Origin of the sequence: Mycobacterium sp. Marseille-P9652 (genome assembly GCF_902652685.1) — a bacterium.
Lineage (GTDB): Bacteria > Actinomycetota > Actinomycetes > Mycobacteriales > Mycobacteriaceae > Mycobacterium.
In genome coordinates this window covers 60,325-78,469 of record NZ_CACRUY010000007.1, presented here as the reverse complement: position 1 = coordinate 78,469, position 18,145 = coordinate 60,325, and the positions used below count along the sequence as shown (strand labels likewise).

Annotated in this window: 18 protein-coding genes; 7 read left to right on the top strand and 11 right to left on the bottom strand. The window is 68.6% G+C overall.

The annotated features are described in order from the left end of the window. Positions 1–55 precede the first annotated feature (55 nt). Positions 56–1,726, bottom strand: a complete 1,671-nt coding sequence (locus tag GPY60_RS06375) for an amidohydrolase (protein WP_156686794.1) — start codon at positions 1,724–1,726, stop codon at positions 56–58. A 65-nt stretch (positions 1,727–1,791) separates the two neighbouring features. Between GPY60_RS06375 and GPY60_RS06370 the strand changes: the two genes are divergently transcribed. Then, positions 1,792–2,208, top strand: a complete 417-nt coding sequence (locus GPY60_RS06370; protein ID WP_156686793.1) for a VOC family protein — start codon at positions 1,792–1,794, stop codon at positions 2,206–2,208. Here the strand turns inward: GPY60_RS06370 and GPY60_RS06365 are convergent. From GPY60_RS06365 to GPY60_RS06330, 8 genes are all read right to left on the bottom strand, one after another. Then, positions 2,187–2,651: a cupin domain-containing protein gene (locus GPY60_RS06365; RefSeq protein ID WP_156686792.1), complete on the bottom strand. Its 465-nt coding sequence runs from the start codon at positions 2,649–2,651 to the stop codon at positions 2,187–2,189. The genes GPY60_RS06370 and GPY60_RS06365 overlap by 22 nt on opposite strands. Positions 2,652–2,654: 3 nt before the next feature. Further along, positions 2,655–4,103: a dihydrolipoyl dehydrogenase family protein gene (locus tag GPY60_RS06360; protein WP_156686791.1), complete on the bottom strand. Its 1,449-nt coding sequence runs from the start codon at positions 4,101–4,103 to the stop codon at positions 2,655–2,657. 31 nt (positions 4,104–4,134) lie between these two features. Further along, positions 4,135–4,842 (bottom strand): haloacid dehalogenase type II, encoded by a 708-nt coding sequence (locus GPY60_RS06355; protein ID WP_156686790.1) that lies wholly within the window; start codon positions 4,840–4,842, stop codon positions 4,135–4,137. A gap of 58 nt (positions 4,843–4,900) precedes the next feature. Continuing rightward, entirely contained in the window at positions 4,901–5,950 is a 1,050-nt protein-coding gene (locus GPY60_RS06350; protein WP_197283561.1) for a zinc-binding dehydrogenase, read from the bottom strand. 161 nt (positions 5,951–6,111) lie between these two features. Further along, complete coding sequence (locus GPY60_RS06345) at positions 6,112–7,461, bottom strand: TetR/AcrR family transcriptional regulator (RefSeq protein WP_156686789.1); 1,350 nt, start codon at positions 7,459–7,461, stop codon at positions 6,112–6,114. A 71-nt stretch (positions 7,462–7,532) separates the two neighbouring features. Further along, positions 7,533–8,411, bottom strand: coding sequence for an alpha/beta fold hydrolase (locus GPY60_RS06340; protein ID WP_156686788.1), 879 nt, complete (start codon positions 8,409–8,411; stop codon positions 7,533–7,535). A 206-nt stretch (positions 8,412–8,617) separates the two neighbouring features. Further along, the gene (locus GPY60_RS06335) at positions 8,618–9,418 is read right to left on the bottom strand and encodes a family 1 encapsulin nanocompartment shell protein (protein ID WP_156686787.1); all 801 of its coding nucleotides are present in this window, start codon (positions 9,416–9,418) and stop codon (positions 8,618–8,620) included. Beyond that, entirely contained in the window at positions 9,415–10,431 is a 1,017-nt protein-coding gene (locus GPY60_RS06330) for a Dyp-type peroxidase (protein WP_197283560.1), read from the bottom strand. Before GPY60_RS06330 ends, GPY60_RS06335 begins: the two co-directional genes overlap by 4 nt. A gap of 172 nt (positions 10,432–10,603) precedes the next feature. Between GPY60_RS06330 and GPY60_RS06325 the strand changes: the two genes are divergently transcribed. Continuing rightward, positions 10,604–11,872 carry a M18 family aminopeptidase gene (locus tag GPY60_RS06325; RefSeq protein ID WP_156686861.1) on the top strand — a complete coding sequence of 423 codons (1,269 nt, stop codon included), beginning with the start codon at positions 10,604–10,606 and terminating at the stop codon, positions 11,870–11,872. 11 nt (positions 11,873–11,883) lie between these two features. Next, a complete protein-coding gene (locus tag GPY60_RS06320; protein ID WP_156686786.1) occupies positions 11,884–12,231 on the top strand; it encodes a VOC family protein in 348 nt (115 codons plus the stop codon). A gap of 46 nt (positions 12,232–12,277) precedes the next feature. Here the strand turns inward: GPY60_RS06320 and GPY60_RS06315 are convergent, their stop codons facing one another. Beyond that, positions 12,278–12,673 (bottom strand): nuclear transport factor 2 family protein, encoded by a 396-nt coding sequence (locus GPY60_RS06315; protein ID WP_156686785.1) that lies wholly within the window; start codon positions 12,671–12,673, stop codon positions 12,278–12,280. 123 nt (positions 12,674–12,796) lie between these two features. Between GPY60_RS06315 and GPY60_RS06310 the strand changes: the two genes are divergently transcribed. Genes GPY60_RS06310 through GPY60_RS06300 form a run of 3 tightly spaced genes read left to right on the top strand, consistent with a single transcriptional unit; the run spans position 12,797 to position 16,525 of the window. Next, a complete protein-coding gene (locus GPY60_RS06310; RefSeq protein WP_156686784.1) occupies positions 12,797–13,612 on the top strand; it encodes a helix-turn-helix domain-containing protein in 816 nt (271 codons plus the stop codon). 10 nt (positions 13,613–13,622) lie between these two features. Then, positions 13,623–15,920: a phosphoribosylformylglycinamidine synthase subunit PurL gene (purL, locus tag GPY60_RS06305; RefSeq protein WP_156686783.1), complete on the top strand. Its 2,298-nt coding sequence runs from the start codon at positions 13,623–13,625 to the stop codon at positions 15,918–15,920. Then, positions 15,908–16,525: an Rv0804 family intramembrane glutamic endopeptidase gene (locus GPY60_RS06300; RefSeq protein WP_231639401.1), complete on the top strand. Its 618-nt coding sequence runs from the start codon at positions 15,908–15,910 to the stop codon at positions 16,523–16,525. The genes purL and GPY60_RS06300 overlap by 13 nt, the downstream gene beginning before the upstream one ends. On the opposite strand, the gene GPY60_RS06295 is transcribed toward GPY60_RS06300, so the two are convergent. Continuing rightward, entirely contained in the window at positions 16,522–17,727 is a 1,206-nt protein-coding gene (locus GPY60_RS06295) for an MCE family protein (protein ID WP_156686782.1), read from the bottom strand. The two genes, GPY60_RS06300 and GPY60_RS06295, sit on opposite strands and share 4 nt — an antisense overlap. Before the next feature lie 19 nt (positions 17,728–17,746). Here GPY60_RS06295 and GPY60_RS06290 point away from each other — a divergent pair, with 19 nt between their 5' ends. After that, positions 17,747–18,136, top strand: a complete 390-nt coding sequence (locus GPY60_RS06290; protein WP_156686781.1) for a sterol carrier family protein — start codon at positions 17,747–17,749, stop codon at positions 18,134–18,136. Positions 18,137–18,145 lie beyond the last annotated feature (9 nt).

Here is an 18,145-nt window from a genome sequence, read left to right as displayed (position 1 = left end):
CAGGCAATGTGGTGTCGAAGAAAAGGTTGAGAATTTGCTGAGCGGGCCTGCGCGCTCACCCGCCGGCCGGAAACCACCGCCCCGCGTAGACGGTGCCGAGCACCGGAATGCGGTCCAGGACATCGGGTTCGACGGCATACGGGTCGTCGCCGAGAACGGTGAAGTTGGCGAGCTTGCCCGCGGCAATGCTGCCCAAGTCGTGGTCCATCCGCCACGAGTACGCCGCCTCGATCGTGATCGCGCGCAGGGCGTCGTGCACCGCAACCCGCTGCTCGGGGCAGACGGTCCGTCCGCTGGGGGTGCGGCGGTTGACCGCGCACCAGGCCAGGGTCAGCGGGGCGGCGGGGCCCATCGGCAGGTCCGAATGAAACGACAGCGGTATTCGGCGCCGCAGCACCGAGGCCGACCGCACCATCGCGTCCGCACGCGCGGGTCCTAGGCCGTACTCGGCGTACTTGTCCGCGAAGCCGACCGGGTAGTAGGGGTTAGCCGAGACGATCGCGCCGATCCGGGCGATCCTGTCGATCTGGTCCTCGCTCGAATTGGCGAAGTGGACGATCACCGTGCGGTGATCGCGGCGCGGACGCTCGGCCGCGCAAGCCTCGATCGTGTCGAGCACCATGTCCAGGGCCTCATCGCCGTTGACGTGGATGTGCAGCTGCCACCCTGCGTCCCAATACACCTTGGCGAATGCGCGAAACACGTTGGGCTGCATCATCCATTCACCGTGGTGGCAAAGATCGGGGTGCCCCGCCGCGTCGAGGTAGGGCTCCCTCAGCTGCATGCGCTGGCTGATGATGGCGCCGTCGGCGAACAGTTTCACGTGTTTGGGCAGCAGCCGAACCTTGCCAACGCGGGCCCGCGCCACCTGTGCCGCGGCGTCGGCCACCGCGTCGGCGGGATCCATGCCGGCGTCGGCCTGGCTGCGGGCGTCGACGAAGAAGGTCGACAGCAGCGGCGTGTCGTCGGCCCCCAGAATCTTTTGGTACAGCGGCCAGGGCTCGAGGTCCCACATGATGCCGGGTTCGTTGATTGCGGTGACCCCGTTGCGGTGCAGGTAGCGGACCAGCTGGCGAAGGCCCGCGGTGACGCGTTCGGTACTCATGAAGACCGGAGCGAGCCTCGGCAGCAGTAGGTTCATCCCCGACTCCCACCAGTGCCCGCGGTCGAGGTCCACCATGTGGCTGGCCGGGCCGCCGGCCGCCATCTGCGCCTCGGTGAGCTCCAACGCCTCGATCGCCGGCGAGTTGAGGAACCATTCGTGGCAGGATCGGTGCCAGACCGCGATGGGGCGGGTGCGGCTGATCCCGTCGAGGACGGCCCGGTCGAGGGCACCGTGCCACAACGGGTGATAGCCCCAGGAGAACAGCCACTCCCGTGGACTATCTTGGGCGCGCTCAACGGTGCGCAGCGCGCGCCGATAATCCTCCTCGGATTGCACCGCCGGGAAGGTGCGGCCTGGAAGCGCCCACTCTTCCGGGGCGATCACGTCGGTCATCAACGTGGTCGCGCCGAGGGCCGGATGCAGATGCTGGTCGATGAAGCCGGGGCACACCACGGCGTCGGCGAACCGGTCGTCGACAACACCGTCGTGCCGCAGGTCCGCGAACGATCCCACCGCGACGATCCGGTCACCCGACACCGCGACGGCGTCGGCGTCGACGCCGTCCGGCTCCATGGTGATGAGCCGGCGGGCCGGATACACCGTCGGCGCTGCGGCGGTCATCGACCGATTATGGTGGCGGCTGCGGGCCCGGGTCGATCCCGACGGAGTGAAAACGAGGACCGAGCGTGGCGTTGACGGTGGAACGGTTCGACCACATCGTGCTGAACTGCCGTGACGTGGAGGCGACGGCGGCCTGGTACGAGCGGGTGCTCGGGATGCGGCGGGAGGTGTTCGGGCCGTCGAACCGCATAGCGCTGCGCTTCGGCGAGCAGAAGATCAACCTGCGGCCCGTCGGGGCCCTCGCCGATGATCCCGCCTGGATGACCGGCGCGGGCGAGGCGGCCGGTTCGGCGGACCTGTGCTTCGTCACGCGGTCCAGTCCGCACGACGTCCGCGGCCACCTTGCCGCATGCGGAGTGGAGATCATCGCCGGCCCCGTGACCAAGGCGGGCGCGCTGGGACCCATGACCTCCCACTACTGCCGCGACGTCGACGGGAATCTCGTCGAGATCGCCGTCTATCACTCGGCCCGCAGCGGATAGAGTTCCGGCAGGTTGACCACGATGGCCTCCTGGGTGCTGCGGGCGATCACCACTTCCGCCGGCGTGCTGGGATCGGGGTTCTCCTCGCGATGCGGCAGGTACGGCGGGATGAAAACGTAATCGCCTGGCGCCGTTGCAATTCGAACCTCGTTGACGCCGTCGTGAAACACGAACTCCGGATTGCCGCTTCGCACGTAGATCGCGGTCTCCGATTCGCCGTGATGATGGTTCGAGGAGACGGCTTGCGGCGACGCGTGCGTCTCGCCCATCCATAGCTTCGCGGCGCCGACCGACCGGCCGCTGAGCGCGGCGAAGCGCCGCAGCCCTTCCGATTGCGCGGTGTCGGCGTTCAGGTCCGACGACCTGACGTGGTGGACGCGGGTCCCCGCGACTTCCGTTGCATCGTCGCCGAAATCGGGGTGGAATCCGTCTGCGGTTGGCATGGGTCAATTATCGCCGGGCGCGTCCCGATACGCTTCGAGCAACCGCAGCCACAGTTCGCTGATCGTGGGGAAGCAGGGCACGGCGTGCCACAGCCGGTCGACGGGGATCTCGCCCGCCACAGCGATCGTCGCCGAGTGCAGCAATTCGGTGACACCGGGACCCACCATGGTCATGCCAACCAGGCAGCCGCGATCCAGGTCGACCACCATCCGGGCCCGGCCCTGGTATCCGTCGGCGTAGAGTTTGGCCCCCATCACAGCGTCGCCGATTGCCACATCCACCGCACGCGTACGACGACCGGCCCGGTCGGCCTGCTCCGCCGTCATCCCCACCGCGGCGGCTTCCGGATCCGTGAAGAACGCCTGGGGCACCGCGTGATGATCTGCCGTCGTCGCGTGCGCCCCCCACGGGGCGGTGTCCAACGGGATGCCGGCCGCACGGGCGCCGATGGCCGCGCCGGCGATCCGGCCCTGGTACTTGCCCTGATGGGTGAGCAGGGCCCGGTGATTGACGTCGCCCGCCGCGTACAGCCAGCCCTCGGTTACCGCCCGCACGCGGCACGTGTCGTCGACGTCGAGCCAGCTGCCCGGGGTCAGGCCGACCGTCTCCAGGCCGATGTCATCCGTGAGCGGAACTCGGCCCGTGGCGAACAGCACGTCGTCGGCCTGCAGCGCGGAACCGTCGTCCAATTCCAGCGTCACTGGACCCCCCGCCGGCCGGCGCAGCGCGCGGACGGCCACCCCGATACGCACGTCGACGCCCGCCTCGACGAGGCCGCGACCGATCAGCTCGCCCACGAACGGCTCCATGCGGGGCAATAGGCCGGATGTCCGGGCGAGCAACGTCACTCGAGAGCCCAAACCCTGCCAGGCAAAAGCCATTTCGACGCCGACACCGCCCGCGCCGACGATCGCGAGCCGCTCCGGGACAGAGCTGCTGTCGGTCGCCCGACGGTTGGTCCACGGGTTCGCCGTGGCGATTCCGGGTAAGTCGGGCAGCGACGGCCGGCTTCCGGTGCAGATGACGACGGCATGGCGTGCGATCAGCGCGACGTGTTGGCCGCCCGGGCTCGTCACGGTGACTCGCCGCGGGCCGTCGAAGCGCGCGTGGCCGCGCACCAATGTCGCGCCTATTCCGTGCACCCAGTCGGCCTGCCCGGCGTCGTCCCAGTTGGTGACGTAGCGGTCGCGGCGGGCGAAGACCCCCGCGGGGTTGATTGAACCGGTCACCGCCTCACGCGCGCCGTCGATGTGACGGGTATCCGCGAGCGCGATGACCGGACGCAACATTGCCTTGCTGGGCACGCATGCCCAGTAGGAGCATTCACCACCCACGAGCTCACGCTCGACCACGGCGACGGCGAGGCCGGCCGCCGTCGCGCGTTCGGCGGCGTTCTGCCCAATGGGCCCGGCGCCGAGGACGATCACGTCGAAGGCGTTGTCAGTGGGCATGTTTCGGTCCTTTCCCGGGATGAATGAGACGTCAACCCGGCTTGCTGGTGAGTCGTTCGGCCAGTTGCCGCACGTCCTGCGCGACGAGGTCAGGCTGAGGCAGGCCAGGTACGGGCAACGGCGGATTACCCGGTCGGGTGATGAGGGCCGCGCTGAAGCCGACGCTCTGCGCACCGAGTGTGTCCCACGCGTGGGCGGCCACCATCATGCATTCCCGCGGCTGGGCGCCGACCTGCTCACACGCGTACCGGTAGACCGCCGGCGACGGCTTGAAGGCCCGGCACGCGTCGACCGTCAGTTGATGTTCGAAGAACTCGCCCAGCCCGGAGTGCTGCAAGGCCGTCGGGCCGTCGGGATTGGGTGGTGAGTTGGTCAACGATACGAGCCGAAACCCATTGCTGCGCAATGCAGCGAGCCCGTCGGCCGCGTCGGGATGCGCCGGCATGGTGAGCAAGCCCGTCTTCAAGCGCTGTAGGTCATCGTCGGTGACGTCAACCCGGTGGACGTCGCCCAGCATGCGCAGCACCCCCTGCGCGAGGACCGAGAAGGTCACGTACCGGCCCGCCAGCGTGATGGTCATCGAATACATGACGAGTTGTGCAAACCACTCGCGCAATACCCGCTCGTCGCCGAACAATTCGCCGAAAAGCGGGGCCAGCGATTCGATGTCGAGGAGGGTCTCGTTGACATCGAAGACGAGTACGGACGGTGCGGTGGCTGGTTCAGAGGGATTGGTCATAGTCGGCGCTCAAGATTCCTTCGTTCGGCGGCGTGTGGCCTCCGCATTCCCGGCTGCCTCACTGCATGACGACGACCATCTTGCCGCCGGCCTGTCCCGCCTCCATGACTCGGTGCGCCTCGCGGATCTGGTCGAAAGGGAAGACACGTGCCGGCTTGGCGTCGAGCTTGCCCTCGGCGACCTGCCGGGCGATGTCTTGCAGGGGCACGTCGGAAAGAGGGAAACTCGGAGTTCCGAACACGAAGCTGCCGAAGAAGTTGAGGTTTACCCCACTTGGCATGCGCAACAACGGATTGAAGTCGGAGATCGGTTCCAGTCCACCAAGCCATCCCGCCAGACATGCGGTGCCGCCGCGGCGCAGCATGTCCAGGGAATCGTGGATGGTGCTGTTTCCGACCAGGTCGAGAACAGCGTCGAGTTGCCGGGACTCGTTGAGGTGGGAGGCAAGGTCCGGCCTCTCCAGCTCGACCCGCGATGCGCCGAGGCTCATGAGGAGCCCAGCGCGTTCGGGGTTGCGGGTGGTCGCGATGACGGCGGCGCCGGCGGCGACCGCCAGCTTGAGTGCGGCCTGTCCGAAAGAGGAGGTCGCGCCGCGCAGCAGGAGCGTGTGTCCGGCGCTCAGGTTGAGGTTGCGAAACAGGCACGTCCAGGCCACGGCATAGGTCTCGGGCAGCGCGGCCAGCGTTGACCAGGGCAGGTCGGATTCGATGAGTGCGACGTTGTCCGCGCGCACCCGCGTGAACTCGGCGTAGCTGCCGTTGACGGTTCGACCGAGGCCCCCCATCAGCGCCGCCACCTTCGCGCCAACCCGGAATTCGCCCCCTGGACATGCGTCGACGATCCCGACGCATTCGATCCCGCTCACCTCGGCGGCTTCGGCCCACTCGCCCCGCCGCATGTGCATCTCGGCGTGGTTGATTCCGAAGCCCTTGACCGCGATGACGACCTCGCCGTCTTTCGGCAGCGGCTTGGGAATGTCGGTGTAGACAAGCTTCTCGAGCCCACCGAAGCCGTCTAACACGATCGCCCGCATCATCTCCCCGCCGGGCTCCTCACGGACCACGGTCGGCTGCGTGAGAGGCGTTGTGCGTGCATCGGTGATCGACATGTGTTGTGCCTCTTCCTGACTCGTTGACACGTCGGCGAACACCGGTTCATCGATGCAGCGTCGGACGTCGTTCCCCACCCTGGCCCTCATTATGGGCCGTGTGACCCACTAATTATGGGCCGTGTGACCCATTCCTGTCCAGTCCTGGTGTGAGGTCGGTGTCAAATCTTCGCTCGGCGTTGGGTCGACCTTCGCGCGGCGAACGAGCGCACGTAGTCGACGGCGGCATTGACGGCCACCCGCATTGGCTCGGGCTCGTTGGTGGCGTGGGTGAGCATGGCGCCACCCTGATGGGCCACCACGAGCGATACGGCCAGGTGGCGCGGATCGGCGTCGGGACGCAACTCGCCACGGTCACGCATCGCCGTCAGGCCGTTCTTGAAAAGTGCGATCCACTCGTCGTACCCAGCCGAAAGTTCCTGTCGTACTTGATCTCCGGCCTCGATCAACTCGCCGGCCAGCGATCCGTAAACGCAGCCACCCACTCGATAGACGGCGTCCGTTGCGGCAATGCAGGCGTCGGCCCACGCCTGCAGCGCATCGAAGCCGTCGAGGCTGCCCAACGCCGGTTGGGTGTGAAAATCCCGGACCTCGTCGCGGCGGGCGGCCACGACGCGACGGGTCAACTCGTCCTTGTCGTGAAAGTAATGGGAGATCTGCGACCCGCTCACCCCTGCCGCCCGGCGGACCTGATCGATGCTCGTGTCGGCGACCCCCCGGGCAAACATGAGGCGGGCGGCGGCGCCGACGATGCGGGCCCGCGTCGCCAGTCCCTTCTGCGTGAGCCGCGCACTCTCAGGCATATTGCCCCCGTTGCGCACTCGGCTGGACCGCCCAGGCCCACCTCGGGGTCGCCGCACGGGACGCGCGGTTCGCTCGACGGGGTCGTCTGCGAACAGTCGCAAAAAGTTCACCGCAAACCGAACGGCATCCGCATGCGGCCATTCGGCCCGATACGTGAATGCCAGTGTCCCGCCACCCTGATGAGCGGCAACGATGACCAGCGCCACGTTCCGGGGGTCGGCGTGTTTGACCAGCACACCGCTGTCTTTCATCCGCGTGATGGCCCCTTGGAGCATTTCGATCCAGCCCCGGTACCCCTCGGCCAGGGTGGCACGCGTCATGTCGTCGGACTTCACGAGCTGCGCGGCGAGGGCATGGTACGTGGGCGTGCCGGTGTACCCGATCCGACGCAGGTAGCGCATGTTCAGATCGATCCATCGCTCGAAGTCGTCGAATGACTCCAGGCCGCCAAGGCGAGGCTGCCGGTGAAAATCGAGAACGACACCGATTTGGCGCCTGATGACCGCCCGTATCAAGGCGCTTTTGTCCGTGAAGTAGTGCGCGAGTTGAGAGCCGCTGACCGACGCCGCCTTCCGCACGTTGTCCATGCTCGCCGCCGACAGCCCCTCGTTGACGATCAGTTCGGCGGCCGCTTGCACGATTCGGTCGCGGGTGAGGCGCCCTTTGGCGGTCAACCGTTGTTCCTCGCGAACGTCGGGACCCGCCATCGCCTCAGGCTAGCCCGCACACTACCGCGGTAATGGGATATCCAGCCCACTGGTGGGGCGCGTCGGCCCTCCTATCCCGGCGCCGTCGAAAGGCGCCGGGCGAGGAAGTCGCGAATCCGCAGCGTGACATCGTCCAGAGCGGATTCGAGCAGAAAGTGTCCACCGTCGAGCAGATGGATCTCGGCGTCGGGAAGGTCCTCACCAAACGCTTCGGCCCCGGCCGGCCCGAAGATTTCGTCACCGCGGCCCCACACGGCTAGCAGTGGCACTTGGCTGGCCCGAAAATACTCGTGCAGTCGCTGGTACAGCGGTGCGTTGGTTGCGTAGTCACGCAACAGCTTCAGTTGGATGAGGTCGTTGCCCGGCCGCGAAATCAAGGCGTGGTCATGGTGCCAGCATTCCGGGTCGACCACCGTTTCGTCGGGGACCCCGGTGAGGTACTGCCATCGGGTGGCCTCCAACGTGAAGAACTGCCGCACCGCGGTCTCGGTGTCCACGGTTGGTTCGCGCTGGTAAGCCTGGACGATTTTCCAGAAGCTCTCCACGAATCCGGCGTCGTATCCGTTGCCGTTCTGCGTGATGATCGCCTCGATGGCGAGTGGGCGGCGCAGAGCGAGCCGCCAACCGATGGGGGCGCCATAGTCCTGGACGTAGATGGCGTAACGATTACACCCCAGGGTCTCCAGCAGGCGCTCTGTCAGGTCCGTCAAGGCGTCGAAGGTGTAGTCGAAATCCGTGACGGGCGGCGCATCGGAGAGCCCGAAGCCCAGATGGTCCGGCGCGATCACGTGGTATCGATCGGCAATCGCGGGAATCAGATTACGGAACATGTACGAGCTGGTCGGAAAGCCGTGCAGCAGCACCAGTGTGGGCGCGTTCGCATCGCCTGCCTCCCGATAGAACAGGCGATGGGCGTCGACGCTGGCGTGGCGATGGTGGACTGGCGGCACGAGTTGCCTCCTCGCGGCGTGACGGCGGGAACCCCAGTTTGGGTTGCGTGACCCAGTATGCATCAAGTCGACGGTGCGCAACAGCCGGGTCTGCCATGTGGTCAGTGTGGGCCGGCGGTCGCCATCCTGATGTGCAACTGGTGAGCCGGCCGTACAGCGTTCGGCCGTGGTGCGAAAGTGCTTATGTCAGGCCAATTTCCGGGCTTCTAGGGGGCCAGGGAGACGGCCGCCTCGGCGGTGTAGCACAGGAACGTCAGCGTCTCCTGCAGGTAGAGCTGCACGTTGTCGGCGTCGTGATTGAGGTAGCCGATGGCCACGTCGGTGCCCAGCTGCAGGTCGAAGTCGCCGCCGCGGGTGGTCAGTACGAAGGCGCCGTCAATGGCCGGCGCCCAGATGATGTCGCCCGGAACCAGGCGGTCGATGTGTTCGAGGATCGGGTATCCGTGTTCGGTGGTTTCGCTGACCCTTGTATAGACGTCGGCCGACAGCAGCACCGAATACGGGCCGTCGACACCGGCCAGCCTGAGTTCGGAGATCGCCTGTGTGATCACGTCCGGAATTTGACGGGGGTCCTCCGGCAGCGTCAGCGCCGGGTTCGAGCTGCAGCTGCGGATGCCGTCAATCGATGCCTCCGCGTAGCCCTCGAAGATCGTGCGGTCCTCGACGAAGGCCAGCTTCTTGGCCGCCGCCTTGACCGGGTCCCAGTCGGAGTCGTTGGCGCCCCGCTCGACATTGTCGATCTCGGTGCGCGACAGGTTGAACGGAACACGCAGGCGGACAAGGGGTTTGCTGGCCCGTAGGTGGGCCACCACGCCGTCGGTGGGGGCCGCGACGTCCGTCAGGCGGCCGGTGCTGACCGCGGCGGTCGTCGGCCCGCCCGGGCCGCTGACGTCCACCACGCGCCGTCCGGCGATGTGACGTTTGAACGTGCGCGTCGCCTCCATCTCGATTTCGTCCCAAGCGGCGTCGGTGATCGGTGCCAGTTCGCGATACAGGTTGTTCTTCATTGGGTGGTTCCTTTCAGGCTGCCGATCGACAGTGAGCCGTCGTCGTGGAGCGGCGCCGCGGGTTCCGCGGAGGTGGGAAGCGGCGGTGGGTCGTCGAGGAAGTCGACCGTCGGGGAGAAGAACAGCGATCCGGTGACCGCCGTGGAGAACTCCAGGATGCGATCGGTGTTTCCGGGCGGGTCGCCGAGGAACATGTTCTCGAGCATCTGCTCGGTGACGCGGGGGGTGCGGGAATAGCCGATGAAATAGGTCCCGTACTCGCCCTTGCCGAGGTCGCCGAACGGCATGTTGTGCCGCACGATCTTCAGCTCGGTGCCGTCCTCGTCGGTGATGACGTTCAGCGCGATGTGGGAGTTCGCCGGCTTCTCGTCGTCGTCCATCTCGAGGTTCTCGAGTTTGGTCCGGCCGATCACCAGCTCCTGCTCGTTGACCGGCAACGAGTTCCACGACGACATCGTGTGCAGGTACTTCTGCACGTGTACGTAACACGATCCGGCGAAGTCCGGGTCCTCGGCGCCGATCCGGGTGGCGCTGACCGCCAGCGCGCCGTCGGGGTTCTCGGTGCCGTCGACGAAGCCGAGCAGGTCGCGGTTGTCGAAGTAGCGGAACCCGTGCACCTCGTCGACGACGGTGACCGCGCCCTCCATCGCCCGCAGGATGCGGTCGGCCAGCTCGAAACAGACGTCGAGGCTCTCGGCGCGGATGTGGAACAACAGGTCACCGGGTGTGGCCGGCGCGGTGTGCCGCGGGCCGCGCAGCTCGATGAACGGATGCAGTTCGGCGGGGCGTGGCCCGGAGAACAACCGGTCCCACGCGTCGGAGCCGATCGAGGCGATTGCCGACAGCCGTTTCGGCGGTTCGCGGAACCCGATCGCGCGCACCAGTCCGGAGATGTCCGGGAGCGCGTCGCGCACAGCCTGCTCGCCGCCGTCGTCGATCGTGACCACGAGGAAGATCGCGGCAGGCGTCAACGGCTCGAGGATGGGTTGCGGCTGGACCGGAGGCACTCCCATGACCCTAGCGTGGCGACGACGAGCGCCGCGATGCGGCGCGAGTATGGAGCCGCGCCATACGCCGAGCGTGGCGACGACGAGCGCCGCGATGCGGCGCAAGTGTGGAGCCGCGCCGGGCGCGACGTCCGACCTGGCGCGCACACCACTCGTGCGGACAGCGATGATGGTGAGCATGTCGGCCAGCGCCGCAGGCCTCTGCGAATTCATCGACGCGTCCCCGTCGCCGTTTCACGCCTGCGCGACGGTCGCGGCGCGGCTGACCGCGGCCGGATACGCCGAACTCGCCGAAGCCGACCGCTGGCCGGACACACCTGGCCGTTACTTCACGGTCCGCGCGGGATCCCTGATCGCCTGGAACTCCGACGCAAACGCGCGGCCGTTCCGAATCGTCGGCGCGCACACCGACAGCCCCAACCTTCGGGTCAAGCAACACCCCGACCGGCTGGTGGTCGGCTGGCGGGTCGTGGCGCTCGAGCCGTACGGGGGAGCGTGGCTCAACTCTTGGCTCGACCGCGATCTGGGTATCAGCGGGCGGCTGTCAATCCGCGACGGCGCGGGCGTCGCTCACCGGCTCGTGCGGATCGACGACCCGATCCTGCGGGTTCCGCAGCTCGCCATCCACCTGGCCGAGGACCGTAAGTCGCTGACGCTCGACCCGCAGCGCCACCTGAACGCGGTGTGGGCCGCCGGCGCCGAACCGGCGTCGTTCGTCGACTACGTCGCCGAGCGTGCCGGGGTGGCACCCGGCGACGTGTTGTCCGCCGACCTCATGACGCACGACCTGACGCCGTCAAGGGTGGTCGGTGCCGACGCGAGCATGCTCAGCGCTCCGCGCCTGGACAATCAGGCAAGTTGCTATGCGGGTCTGGAGGCGTTGCTCGCGGCCGAGCCCGGCGAATACCACCCCGTGCTGGTGCTTTTCGACCACGAGGAGGTCGGGTCCGCGTCCGACCACGGGGCGCAGTCCGACCTACTGGGCACCGTGCTGGAACGGATCGTGCTGGCCGCCGGCGGCGACCGTCAGGACTATCTGCGCCGGCTGCCGGCGTCGCTGCTGGCCTCGGCGGACATGGCGCACGCCACCCACCCCAACTACCCGGAGCGCCACGAGCCCGCCCACCTCATCGAGGTCAACGGCGGGCCGGTGCTCAAGGTGCACCCGAACCTCCGGTACGCCACCGACGGGCGCACGGCGGCGGCGTTCGCCCTGGCGTGCGAGCAGGCGGGGGTCGCCCTCCAGCGCTACGAGCACCGCGCCGACCTGCCGTGCGGGTCGACGATCGGTCCGCTCGCCTCGGCGCGCACGGGCATCCCCACCGTCGACGTCGGCGCGCCCCAGCTCGCGATGCACTCCGCGCGCGAGTTGATGGGCGCCCGCGACGTGGCCGCCTATTCGGCTGCGCTGCAAGCGTTTCTTTCCCCGGAGACCGTCGGCGCCTAAGGTCTGAGCGTATGGCGCTCACAGTGGAGATGGTGACCTTCGACTGCAGCGACCCGGCGCAGCTGGCCGGCTGGTGGGCCGAGCAGTTCGGCGGCACGACGCAGGAACTGCTCGCCGACGAGTTCACCGCCGTCACGTTGCCGGACGGACCCAAGCTCGGCTTCCAGAAGGTGCCCGATCCGACGCCGGGGAAGAACCGCGTGCACCTCGACTTCAGTGCTGCTGACGTCGACGCCGAGGCGTCCCGGCTGACGGCGGCCGGGGCGCGCGAGCTGGGCCGGCACTCGTTCGGCGAGAACTTCCGATGGGTGGTGCTGGCCGATCCCGAGGGCAACGTGTTCTGCGTGGTGGGGCAGTGAGTGTGCGCCCGCGCACTTGAGTGCGCGAGCGCACACTCGATCCCACTCAGGACCGGCCGACGAACATCGGCTCGTAACGGATCACGTTCTCCACGACGATCCCGTCGCGGGTGCGGACCCGGTCGATTCCGCGTATCTCGAACGGCCCGTCGGGGCCGGTTCCGCGGCCGACGTAGTGCAGGAACACCAGCTCCTCGCCCGGGTCGGCGCCGGGCACCGTGGCGCTGTCGATGACCTCAAGGGTTAGATCCGGTGCCGTGTCGAGTATTTCGGCAATCTTGGCCGTGTACGGCTCGATGCCGCGGACCGGCTCGGGATCGCCGGGCCAATAGCCGACGATGTCGTCGGCCAGGATCTCGAAGCCTCGGGACATGGTGGGCTCGGCCCAATACGCCGCGAACACCTCGGCGCTGAACTTCGGAGCGGATTGGATGTCGGTCATGATTCCTCCCGGGTCGGGCGCTTCGATCGAGCGCGTCGTGGCAAGCGTGTCCCGCGCGGTGCGGCGGCACAATTACCTCCGAGGTCATCGCCACGGGTCCGCCGCCGCGGTTACCGTTGCTGCGTGGGTCACGCGGCGGTAGGCACTCTGTTGCGCGAATGGCGGGAGCGGCGACGGGTGAGCCAGCTCGACCTGTCGCTGACCGTGGGCGTATCGGCGCGGCACCTGAGCTTCATCGAGACCGGGCGTGCGCGCCCCAGTCCGGAGATGGTGCTCACCCTCGCCGAGGGCCTCGACATTCCCCTCCGCGAGCGCAATACGCTGCTGCTCGCCGCCGGTTTCGCGCCCCGGTACCAAGCGCGTCCGCTCGACGACGCCGCGCTGTCCCCGGCCCGTGACGCGGTGCAGCGGCTCCTCGACGCCCACGACCCGTACCCCGGCGTCGTGATCGATCGCTTCTGGAACATCATGGGCGCCAATGCCGCCGCATCCGCGTTGACCGACGGCCTGCCGCCGGAGCTGCTCGGGCCCCCGGCCAACGTCTACCGGTTGTCGCTTCACCCCGACGGCCTCGCCCGGCGGACGCTGAACTTTCCCGAATGGTCGGCCTACCTGCTGCACCAGCTCCGTCGCACGATCACGCTCACCGGCGACCCCGGACTGCGGGCGCTCGAGGAGGAGGTGCGCGCCTACCCGGGGGTCGCGAGAGCCGCCAAGACGCACGCCTGGCCGGCGGACAACGCGGGCGCGCTGCTCGTCCCCTTCGTGCTCGACGTGGGCGGCGGGCAACCGCTGTCGATGTTCACCACGCTGACAACCTTCGGAACCCCGCTCGACGTCACCCTCGACGAACTCGCGGTCGAGCTGTTCTACCCGGCCGATGAAGTGAGCGACCGCCTGCTCCGCGGCGTCGGGACACCCGCGGCGGCGCCACCCTAGACTGTCAGGCGTGACTGTCTCCGGGACGAGCGCACCCACGCAGGCGATCGACACCGTCGAGCGCGCGGCGGCCACCCCCGGCGAACCGCAGCCGTTCGCCGAGCTGGGCCTCAAAGAGGATGAGTACGAGCGCATCCGCGAGATCTTGGGCCGTCGGCCCACCGACACCGAGCTGGCGATGTACTCGGTGATGTGGAGCGAGCACTGCTCCTACAAGTCCTCGAAAGTGCACCTGCGCTACTTCGGCGAGACCACCACCGAGGAGATGCGCGCCGGAATGCTGGCCGGCATCGGGGAGAACGCCGGGGTCGTCGACATCGGCGACGGCTGGGCCGTGACGTTCAAGGTCGAGTCGCACAACCACCCGTCCTACGTCGAGCCCTACCAGGGCGCGGCCACCGGGGTCGGCGGCATCGTCCGCGACATCATGGCGATGGGCGCGCGACCGGTCGCCGTGATGGACCAGCTTCGCTTCGGTGCGGCCGACGCACCCGACACCCGCCGCGTGGTCGACGGCGTGGTGCGCGGAATCGGCGGCTATGGCAACTCGCTGGGGCTGCCGAACATCGGGGGCGAGACCGTCTTCGACCCGTCCTACGCCGGCAACCCGTTGGTGAATGCGTTGTGCGTGGGCGTGTTACGGCAGGAAGACCTGCATCTGGCTTTCGCCTCCGGCGCGGGCAATAAGATCATCCTGTTCGGGGCGCGCACCGGGCTCGACGGGATCGGCGGGGTGTCGGTGCTGGCGTCCGACACGTTCGACAGCACCGGATCGCGCAAGAAGCTGCCGTCGGTCCAGGTGGGCGACCCGTTCATGGAGAAGGTGCTCATCGAGTGCTGCCTCGAGCTCTACTCCGGCGGTTTGGTGATCGGCATCCAGGACCTGGGTGGCGCCGGATTAGCCTGCGCCACTTCGGAACTCGCGTCCGCCGGGGACGGCGGCATGTCCGTCCGGCTCGACACCGTCCCGCTGCGCGCCAAGGAGATGACCCCCGCCGAGGTGCTCTGCAGCGAGTCGCAGGAGCGCATGTGCGCCGTGGTCGCGCCGGAGAACGTCGACGCCTTCCTCGCGGTCTGCCGCAAGTGGGAGGTGCTCGCCACCGTGATCGGCGAGGTCACCGACGGCGACCGGCTGCGCATCACCTGGCACGGGGAGACGGTGGTCGACGTGCCGCCCCGCACCGTGGCCCACGAGGGGCCGGTGTACCAGCGGCCCGTCGCCCGGCCGGAGTCGCAGGACGCCCTGAACGCCGACGGGTCGGGCGCGCTGCCGCGGCCCGCGACCGGGGCGGAGCTGCGCGCGACTTTGCTTGCGCTGCTGGGCAGCCCGCACCTGTGCAGCCGTGCGCTGATCACCGAGCAGTACGACCGGTACGTGCGCGGCAACACCGTGCTGGCCGAGCACGCGGACGGCGGCGTGCTGCGCGTGGACGAAACCACCGGCCGCGGCATCGCGATCTCGACCGACGCGTCGGGGCGTTACACCGCGCTCGACCCCTACACCGGCGCCCAGCTCGCGCTGGCCGAGGCCTACCGCAACGTCGCCGTCACCGGCGCCACCCCCGTCGCGGTGACGAACTGCCTCAACTTCGGTTCTCCGGAGGACCCCGGTGTGATGTGGCAGTTCTCGCAAGCGGTCCGCGGGCTCGCCGACGGCTGTGCGGCCCTTGGCATTCCGGTGACCGGCGGCAATGTGAGCTTCTACAACCAGACCGGGTCCGTTGCCATCCTGCCCACGCCGGTGGTCGGCGTGCTCGGCGTCATCGACGACGTAGCACGGCGCATCCCCACCGGCCTGGGCGCCGAGCCGGGCGAAACCCTCATCCTGCTCGGCGACACCCACGACGAGTTCGATGGCTCGGTGTGGGCACAGGTGACCGCCGACCACCTGGGCGGGCTGCCGCCCAGGGTCAACCTGGCGCGCGAGAAGCTGTTGGCCGACGTGCTCACGGCGGCCTCCCGCGACGGGTTGGTGTCCGCGGCCCACGACCTGTCCGAGGGCGGGCTGGCCCAGGCCATCGTGGAGTCCGCCCTGGCGGGCGAAACCGGTTGCCGCATTGTGCTTCCCGACGACGTCGATCCCTTCGTGACGTTGTTCTCCGAGTCCTCCGGACGCGTGCTGGTCGCCGTGCCGCGCACCGAGGAGAGCCGGTTCCGCTCGATGTGCGAGGCGCGCGGACTGCCCGCGACCCGCATCGGTGTGGCGGACCCGGATTCAGAAGTTGTCGAGGTTCAGGGCTTGTTCACCGTCTCGCTGACAGAACTCCGCGAGACCTCCGAGGCGGTGCTGCCGCGATTCTTCGGGTAGGCGGCCTTCGGGCGCTGGCGCTGGCCGCCGCCCTGGTCGGCTGGAGCTTTGTGACGCCGCGGCTGCCGACCGCCACGCGGGTGGCGGCGCAGGCGGGCGTCGGCGGGTTGCTGGTGCTGGGCACCCGCCCTGGGCTCGGCCTGCGGCCACCGAGCCTGGGTTCGGGCCTGCGGATCGGGTCGGCGGCCGCGGCGGCGGCCGGCGGCGCGATCGCCGCCTCCGCGTGGCTGCCGCCCGTGCGCGCATCGATGGCCACCCGCGAGCTGCCGCCGTCGGTGCGGGTCTGGCTGCTGGTGCGCATACCCCTGGGCACCGTGTGGGCCGAGGAGGCCGCCTTTCGCGCGGCGCTGGCGCGCGCCGCCTCGGACGCGTTCGGCCGACGCGGCGGAAGGATGTTGCAGGCCTTCGCCTTTGGGCTCTCCCACATCGTCGACGCGCGCGAGGCGGGCGCGCCGGTCCTGCCCACGGTGCTGGTCACCGGCGCCGCCGGCTGGGTGTTCGGTTGGCTGGCCGACCGGTCCGGCAGCCTCGCCGCGCCGATGCTGGCGCACCTGGCGATCAACGAGGCCGGTGCGATCGCCGCGCTGGCGGTGCGAAATAGCTAGGGGTTGATGGTGTAGTCGCCGAGCTGGCGGCCCCACACGTAGTCGACGATCAACGGCGAACCGAGCTCGAAATGGTTATAGGGGGCGATGCTCACGCCGGTGTCCATCACGAGCAGCGGGGCCGGCCACAGTTGCCGGGTGATCGTCTGCCAACAGCCCGGCCGCCCGCCCGGACCGCCCCGCGCGTTGGTCCTCGGCAAGTTCTCCGGATAGATGTAGGGATTGGGCGCGCCGGCGATCGCGCCGCTCGCGTGCGCCCCCAGCGAATAGCGATTGTCGCCGAGGGCGTTTCGGATCTTCGGCGCGACGTCGTGGAAATTGCGGATGGTGCAGAAGATTGCGGGGCTGTACTCGTCGAGCAGCTCGCTGGTGCCCACCAGATCGGCCGCCCCGCGCCGCAGGTACGGCCCGCCCCGGCCGATGACCTCCGCGCCGTCCTCGCCGACCCCGGCGGCGGCCAGCAGCGCGGCATCCAAGTCGCGCTCCTGACGGTCGACGGTGCGTGCGGTGACCACCGCGTGCTCCAGCGCGTCCCACAGGTCGGGGGACGCGTCGGCGTAGGTGTCGCCCAGGTTGGCCAGTTGGCGGATGTCGTTGCGGGCAAGTCTCATTCGAGGGTTTACGTCATCGAGGATTGCTTCGCCGTTGGTCAGTGCCGCACCGAACTTCTCGCCGAGCCCGGCCAGGGCCTGCGCCGTGGCGCCGAGGGTCAGGTTCAGCTTGACCGGGTCGACCCGCTCCGTGATCGAGGTCAGCGTCTCGAACAGCGTGTTGAATTCCGTCGTCACCGACGTCGCGTCGATCAGGCTCGCCGGCGAGATCGGCTCTGCCGCCGGGGCTCTGGGCGATGTCAACGCCACGTACTTGTTGCCGAAGACGGTGGTCGCCTTGATGGCCCCGATGACGTTGGCCGGAATCCGCGCGACGTACGCCGGCTGGACGTCGAGGACGACCCTGGCCGCCGGTTCGCCGTCCCGGTCGACGGCGGAAATGGCTGACACCCGGCCGATCTCGACGCCGTTGAAGGTCACCTTGGACCCGGGATCCATGACCAGGCCGGCCCGGGGCGCCAGCATCGTCAACTTCACCTTCGGCGTCAGATCGCCGCGGAATTGCAGATACAACACCAGGCTGACCAACCCCGTGACCGCGATCGTCACGAGGCCCACGGCCTTGTATGGTGGCCCGCCGCGCGGATCCATGGTTCTGAGACCCTAAGGTATGGCCGCCCGCGACAGAGCCGATCCGGCGAAGACCCGGCAGGCCGTCCTGGCCGTGGCCGAATGGCTGCGCGACGGATCCCGGCCGGCGCCCGACCGCGGGACCCTGGCGGCCGCCGTCCGGCTCACGGCGCGCACGCTGGCCGCGATGGCGCCCGGTTCCAGCGTCGAGGTCCGCATTCCGCCGTTCGCCGCGGTGCAGTGCATCGCCGGGCCCAGGCACACCCGCGGCACGCCGCCCAACGTCGTCGAGGCCGACCCCCGGACGTGGCTGCGACTGGTCACCGGGCTGTCGTCGATTGCGGAGGCGAAGAGCGACGGTGCGCTGAGCCTGTCCGGGTCGCGCGCCGGTGAGATTGAACACTGGCTGCCCTTGTTCGATATCAGCTGAACATAACCG

Excerpts from the sequence above, each read along its gene's own strand:
- GPY60_RS06375 (WP_156686794.1), bottom strand. The coding sequence starts at position 1,726 with ATGACCGCCGCAGCGCCGACGGTGTATCCGGCCCGCCGGCTCATCACC.
- GPY60_RS06365 (WP_156686792.1), bottom strand. The coding sequence starts at position 2,651 with ATGCCAACCGCAGACGGATTCCACCCCGATTTCGGCGACGATGCAACG.
- GPY60_RS06360 (WP_156686791.1), bottom strand. The coding sequence starts at position 4,103 with ATGCCCACTGACAACGCCTTCGACGTGATCGTCCTCGGCGCCGGGCCC.
- GPY60_RS06355 (WP_156686790.1), bottom strand. The coding sequence starts at position 4,842 with ATGACCAATCCCTCTGAACCAGCCACCGCACCGTCCGTACTCGTCTTC.
- GPY60_RS06350 (WP_197283561.1), bottom strand. The coding sequence starts at position 5,950 with ATGTCGATCACCGATGCACGCACAACGCCTCTCACGCAGCCGACCGTG.
- GPY60_RS06345 (WP_156686789.1), bottom strand. The coding sequence starts at position 7,461 with ATGGCGGGTCCCGACGTTCGCGAGGAACAACGGTTGACCGCCAAAGGG.
- GPY60_RS06335 (WP_156686787.1), bottom strand. The coding sequence starts at position 9,418 with ATGAAGAACAACCTGTATCGCGAACTGGCACCGATCACCGACGCCGCT.
- GPY60_RS06330 (WP_197283560.1), bottom strand. The coding sequence starts at position 10,431 with ATGGGAGTGCCTCCGGTCCAGCCGCAACCCATCCTCGAGCCGTTGACG.
- GPY60_RS06325 (WP_156686861.1), top strand. The coding sequence starts at position 10,604 with ATGTCGGCCAGCGCCGCAGGCCTCTGCGAATTCATCGACGCGTCCCCG.
- GPY60_RS06320 (WP_156686786.1), top strand. The coding sequence starts at position 11,884 with ATGGCGCTCACAGTGGAGATGGTGACCTTCGACTGCAGCGACCCGGCG.
- GPY60_RS06315 (WP_156686785.1), bottom strand. The coding sequence starts at position 12,673 with ATGACCGACATCCAATCCGCTCCGAAGTTCAGCGCCGAGGTGTTCGCG.
- GPY60_RS06295 (WP_156686782.1), bottom strand. The coding sequence starts at position 17,727 with ATGGATCCGCGCGGCGGGCCACCATACAAGGCCGTGGGCCTCGTGACG.
- GPY60_RS06290 (WP_156686781.1), top strand. The coding sequence starts at position 17,747 with ATGGCCGCCCGCGACAGAGCCGATCCGGCGAAGACCCGGCAGGCCGTC.